Here is a 5286-nt window from a genome sequence, read left to right as displayed (position 1 = left end):
ACCACGTCCTTCCCCTGCGGGCGCGTGACGGGGGAGTGCTCGTGCGGCGCGGGCACACCGAGGCGGCCGTCGACCTCTGGCCGGCTCGCCGGCCGCCGCCCCGCCGGCGTCATCTGCGAGGTCGTCGAGGAGGACGGCTCGATGTCGCGGCTGCCGCAGCTGCGCCGGCTCGCCGACGAGCGAGGCTGGCCGCTCGTGAGCATCGCCGACCTCGTCGACCTGCGCCGCCGCACCGAGGCGCTCGTCGAGCGGGTCGTCTCGACGCGGCTGCCCACGGCGCACGGCGAGTTCACCGCCCACGGCTACCGCAGCGGTGTCGACGGCAGCGAGCACATCGCGCTCGTCCACGGCGACATCAGCGAGGGCACCCCCCTCGTGCGGGTGCACAGCGAGTGCCTGACCGGAGACGTCTTCGGCTCCAAGCGCTGCGACTGCGGCCCGCAGCTCGAGGCGGCCCAGTCGGCCGTCGTGCGGGCCGGGGCCGGCGTCATCGTCTACGTCCGCGGCCACGAGGGTCGCGGCATCGGGCTCGTCGACAAGCTGCGCGCCTACGCCGCCCAGGACGCCGGCGCCGACACCGTCGACGCCAACTCCGAGCTCGGCCTGCCCGTCGACGCGCGGGACTACACGCACGCCGCCCAGGTGCTGCGCGACCTCGGCCTGACCCGGGTGCGGCTGCTGAGCAACAACCCGGCGAAGGTCGAGGCCCTCACCGGCCTGGGCGTCGAAGTCGCCGGCCGCGAGCCGCTGCCGCCGAGCATCACGAGCGACAACCTGCACTACCTGCGCACCAAGCGCGACCGGATGGGCCACGACCTCCCGTGGCTGCCGGACACCGACGAAGGGAGCACCCGATGAGCGGGCACGGAGCACCACGGATCGACCTCGGCGACGCCGCCGACCTGAGCGTCGCAGTCGTCGCGTCGAGCTGGCACACCCAGGTGATGGACGGCCTGGTCGCCGGGGCGCAGGGCGCCCTCGCGGAGGCAGGCATCGAGCCGACGCTCGTGCGCGTGCCGGGGAGCTTCGAGCTGCCGGTCGTCGCCGCCGAGCTGGCCCGCCCGCACGACGCGGTCGTCGCCCTCGGCGTCGTCATCCGCGGCGGGACCCCGCACTTCGACTACGTGTGCGCGGCCGCGACCGACGGGCTCTCCCGGGTCGCGATCGACTCGGGCACGCCCGTGGGATTCGGCCTGCTGACCTGCGACGACGACGCCCAGGCGCTCGACCGCGCGGGCCTGCCCGGCTCGCGCGAGGACAAGGGACGTGAGGCTGCGGAGGCGGCCGTCTCGACGGCCCGGATCCTGCGCGGCCTGGCGCGGGTGAGACACCCCGTGCGGGTGGGTGACGCACACCACACCCGCACCGTGAGGGCCGGGGGCTACCGCCGCTCGCGCGGCGGCCCTAACCTGTCACTCGCAGCGCCGACCCGGTCGATCCCCCCTGCTCCCGGGTCGGCGCTGTCTGCACGATCAGGGCGTCGACGTGGCCGGCGAGTCGGTCGCGACCTCGGCCCGGCCGAGCGCGGTGTCGGCCACCCGCTCCATCTCGTCGACCGTGTAGGTCATGCCCTCGACCTCGGCGACCGACATGTAGGTGAGCGAGCTGCCCCGTGTGGCCTCGATCCACCAGTAGGTCGCGCCGGCGTCGTCGGAGAGGTGCCAGAAGCGGTAGCGCACGTCCTCGGACTTCGGCCGGGTGATCGTCTGGGTGACGTGGTAGGTGCCCTCGCACCGGGTGACGGCCTCGTCGACGGCCTCGGTCGGCGCCGCGGCGCGTCGGCCGTGCCGATCCACTGGCCGGCGACGACGGTGCCCCCGGCGAGGGTCGCGGTGCTGCGGTCCCAGCTGCCGGTCGTGGGCGTCTCGAAGCACTGACCCTGCGGGTCGGTGCTGCCCTCGGTGCTCGTCACGTCGAGCCCGAGCGCGCCGGACCAGTCGCGCGAGCCGAGCATCCGGATCGGCTCCTGGCTGGTCACGGTGGTCGTCCCGGCGGGAGCCGTGCCCGTGCCCTGCTGGTCGCGGACGACGAGGGCGACGGAGGTGGCGACGACCGCGGCGGCTGCGACACCGGCGATCGCGCCGAGGACGCGGCGACGACGCGATGACAGCGGCACGACGGTGCCGCCGGTGAGGCGCTCGCCGTCACGGCCCTCGGCGCGGGCGCGGACGAAGGCCGGCTCCGGCAGCGGCTCGGAGCGCACGTCGTCCATGAGCGACATGAGGGCAGCTCGCACGAGCTCGTCGTCCTCGGGGTCCCACGTGGGTCGTGACGATCAGTCATCGTGGGCCTCCTTGTCGGCGAGGATCTTGGCGAGCTGCGCGCGCCCGCGGTGCAGGCGCGCCTTGATGGTGCCCGGCGGGGTGCCGGTCTGTCGGGAGATCTCCTCGACCGACATGTCGGTGAGGTAGTGGAGCGCGAGCGTCTCGCGCACGTCGGGGCCGAGGGTCCGCAGGGCAGCGACCACCGCCACCCGGTCCTCCGTGGGACCGGCTGGTGCCGGGGTCTCGCCGTGGCGTTCCATCGCCTTCGACCGGTTGGTGTCCTTGCGCCATGCAGAGATCGCGATGCGTCTGGCCACGGTTCGAACCCAGGCGCCCGGCTCGTCCGTGGCGCGGACCTGGTCCCACCGCTGCCACGCCCTGGCGAAGGCCTCCTGGGTGGAGTCCCGCGCCAGCTCGAGGTCACCCGTCGATGCATAGACGAGGTGAACCACGCGCTGTGCCGTGGAGCGGTAGAAGTCGTCGAACTCGGCCTCCGCCGAGGCGTTGCCTCCCTTCATTCACCCCTCCAGACGCGTCAAGGGGGCACTCGGTTGCCCCCGATCCCGAAATCTTTTCGTGACCCCCGGCTTGCCTCCACCACCGGCCCCGCGTCGTCGGTGACGATGGGGGCGTGACGGTGATCGAGATGATCCGGTCGGCCACGACCGGGGAAGACGCTACCGCCCGACGCCCCGATGTGCGGGCTCTGGGCGGCGGCGCGGCGACCGCGCTCGCCGGCTGGTGCGTCACCGTCGTGCTCGTCCTCCTCGCGGGCCTCGCCGTCCCGCGGGCCTCTGCCGGCGTGGGAGAGGTGCTCGGGGCCGGCAGCCTCCTGTGGCTCGTCCTCGGCGGTGCTCGCCTGCACATCGGTGAGGGCGTCCTCGCGCTCACGCCGCTGCTCGGCCCGCTGCTGCTCGTCCTCGCGGCCCGCACCGGTGCCCGCCGCCTGCTGCCCGAGGCCCCGGACCTGCGGCTGCAGGGCGCCTGGCTCGGCGGCTACGCCGGCGTCGGCCTCCTCGCGGCCCTGCTCGGGCTGCTCTCGCCGGTCGGCCCCGGCTGGCTCAGCCTGCTGCTGCCCCTCGTCGCCCTCCCGGCCCTCGGCCTGGCGCTGGCGCACGGCCTGCCCGATCCGCTCCTCGAGCGCTGGGACCAGGCGCCGCTGTCGCTGCGGCGTGGCCTGCTTCCCGGGGCGAAGGGGGCGGCTGCCCTCCTCGTGCTCGGCGCGGCTCTCGTCGTCGTCGCGACCCTCATCCACATCGGCCGGGTGGCGCACATCCAGTCCGAGCTCGACGCCGGGATCTTCGGCGGGCTGCTGCTCGTCGTCCTCCAGATCGGGCTGCTGCCCAACCTCGGCATCTGGGCGCTGTCCCTCGCTGCGGGGCCCGGCTTCGCGACGACGGGCGGGGCGATGACGACGTGGTCGGGGGCGGAGACCGGCTTGCTGCCGATGGTGCCGGTGCTCGCCGCCCAGCCGCAGCCGGGCGACCTGCCGTGGGTGACCCACCTGCTCGTGCTGTTGCCCCTGCTCGTCGGCGGACTCGTCGGTCGGTGGGCCCTCGCCGAGGTGCCGCGCCTGGCGCCCACCCAGACCAAGCTCGCCGCCGTGCTCGCCGCTGTCGTCGTCGCCGCCCTCGGTGTCGTCCTGCTCGACGCCCTCGGCGGCGGGTCGATCGGCGCGGTGCGGCTGAGCGACATCGGCGCCCCCGCGCTGCCGCTGCTGCTCGCGCTCCTCGTCGAGCTCGCCCCTCGGCGCCCTGGCCGTCGCCGCGCGCGACTGGTGGCAGCTGCGCCGCTGAGCGGACCTCCCTTCGCGCTGGCGGGTCGGGACCGCGTCGACGGCTAAGGGCCTCGGCCGCGCACCGCCAAGGTTCGGCAGGGTTGGCGGCCCGAAACGTCGCAAAACCCTAGGGTTGTGCAGGGTTCGTGGTCCGCCGCTTCGCACACCCCAGGGTTTGGCCCGTGACCGATCCGTGATGCAACCGGACGGCGGCGACGACCGTCTGGTGGGGTGAGCGGCCCCGCAGGGGGTGCCGCAGAGACAGGGGACACTCCGATGAACCGCACGACCCGACCGATCATGACCGCCGCGGCCAGCGTCTTCGCCGCGCTCTCGCTCGCCGCCTGCGGCGGCGGGGCCGAGGGCGCCGGGGACCAGCCCTCGCAGACGACGGTGACCCACAGCTCGCAGACGACGACCTCGTCGACGACGACGAGACGGCCGCGCCGGCGAGCACCACCTCGCCCGCGGCGCCGGGACGCCAGCGCTACCGAGCAGCACCACCGCGTCGGCCGCGCCCGGCGAGGAGAGCGAGACCGGCACGCAGACCCCGGCCGGGAGCGCCCGTCGACCGGGGACCCGGGCGAGCCCGAGATCCCGGGTGCCAACCGCCTCGGGCACAAGACCTCCCAGGCGGGCTTCGTCACGCCGAGCGGCAAGATCGCCTGCACCTACTACGCCATGGGTACCAACGAGTTCGCCCGCTGCGACCTGCGCTCCGGCAGCCTGCCCGTGCCGCAGGAGCTCAAGGACGACTGCGAGTTCGACATGGGCGGCAGCATGATCGTCGACACCAAGGCGCCCGACCCAACTGCGTCAGCGATGTCACCGCGGTGCAGTCGACCGCGCAGGCCCAGGAGGCCCGCTGGTGGACCCCCGAGCTGGGCGCCACCGCCAACGACGAGGCGATCCTGCCCTACAACTACAGCGTCGGCGTGAGCATGACGCGCTGCGAGAGCCGGCCGACGGGCGTGACCTGCCGGGTCGGCGACCACGGCTTCCGGATCAACGACTCCTCCTACACCACCTGGTGACGCTCGCCGGAGCAGGACGAGGGGCGCTCGCCCACGCGACCTAGACTCGCGGGGTGAGCGCCCCCCTTCGTCTCGTCGTCCTCGTCTCCGGCTCCGGCACCCTCCTGCAGGCCCTGCTCGACGCCCCAGACCGCCGGCACCCCTGCCCCGCGCAGGTCGCGCCGTCGGCGCCGACCAGGAGTGCGGTCGGCCTCGAGCGGCGGCGCGCCGG

5 protein-coding genes and 1 pseudogene are annotated in these 5286 nt (G+C 74.5%); 4 read left to right on the top strand and 2 right to left on the bottom strand.

The features are described 5' to 3' along the window. The first annotated feature begins 141 nt into the window (after nt 1–141). A complete protein-coding gene (gene ribA, locus AC2W7J_RS15560) occupies nt 142–858 on the top strand; it encodes a GTP cyclohydrolase II (RefSeq protein WP_485983500.1) in 717 nt (238 codons plus the stop codon). Next, nucleotides 855–1310: pseudogene (gene ribH / locus AC2W7J_RS15555) on the top strand (6,7-dimethyl-8-ribityllumazine synthase); the annotation flags it as partial. The gene ribA and the pseudogene ribH, both read left to right, overlap by 4 nt. Before the next feature lie 162 nt (nt 1311–1472). Here ribH and AC2W7J_RS15550 read toward each other — a convergent pair. Both AC2W7J_RS15550 and AC2W7J_RS15545 read right to left on the bottom strand, forming a co-directional pair. Then, complete coding sequence (locus tag AC2W7J_RS15550) at nt 1473–1796, bottom strand: hypothetical protein (RefSeq protein ID WP_485983498.1); 324 nt, start codon at nt 1794–1796, stop codon at nt 1473–1475. 479 nt (nt 1797–2275) lie between these two features. Further along, on the bottom strand, nt 2276–2782 hold the full coding sequence (locus AC2W7J_RS15545; protein WP_255184130.1) for an RNA polymerase sigma factor: 507 nt from the start codon (nt 2780–2782) through the stop codon (nt 2276–2278). 113 nt (nt 2783–2895) lie between these two features. Here AC2W7J_RS15545 and AC2W7J_RS15540 point away from each other — a divergent pair, with 113 nt between their 5' ends. Both AC2W7J_RS15540 and AC2W7J_RS15535 read left to right on the top strand, forming a co-directional pair. After that, a complete protein-coding gene (locus AC2W7J_RS15540; protein WP_485983496.1) occupies nt 2896–4107 on the top strand; it encodes a cell division protein PerM in 1212 nt (403 codons plus the stop codon). A 210-nt stretch (nt 4108–4317) separates the two neighbouring features. Next, nucleotides 4318–4980 (top strand): hypothetical protein, encoded by a 663-nt coding sequence (locus AC2W7J_RS15535; protein WP_485983494.1) that lies wholly within the window; start codon nt 4318–4320, stop codon nt 4978–4980. Nucleotides 4981–5286: the final 306 nt, after the last annotated feature.

It is taken from the genome of Janibacter sp. CFPM2_SD2 (genome assembly GCF_057364645.1).
This window is presented reverse-complemented; position numbering and strand designations above follow the sequence as displayed.

What these genes read in the sequence shown, in the direction of transcription:
- ribA (WP_485983500.1), top strand. Translation starts at nt 142, where the DNA reads ATGTCGCGGCTGCCGCAGCTGCGCCGGCTCGCCGACGAGCGAGGCTGG.
- AC2W7J_RS15545 (WP_255184130.1), bottom strand. Translation starts at nt 2,782, where the DNA reads ATGAAGGGAGGCAACGCCTCGGCGGAGGCCGAGTTCGACGACTTCTAC.
- AC2W7J_RS15535 (WP_485983494.1), top strand. Translation starts at nt 4,318, where the DNA reads ATGAACCGCACGACCCGACCGATCATGACCGCCGCGGCCAGCGTCTTC.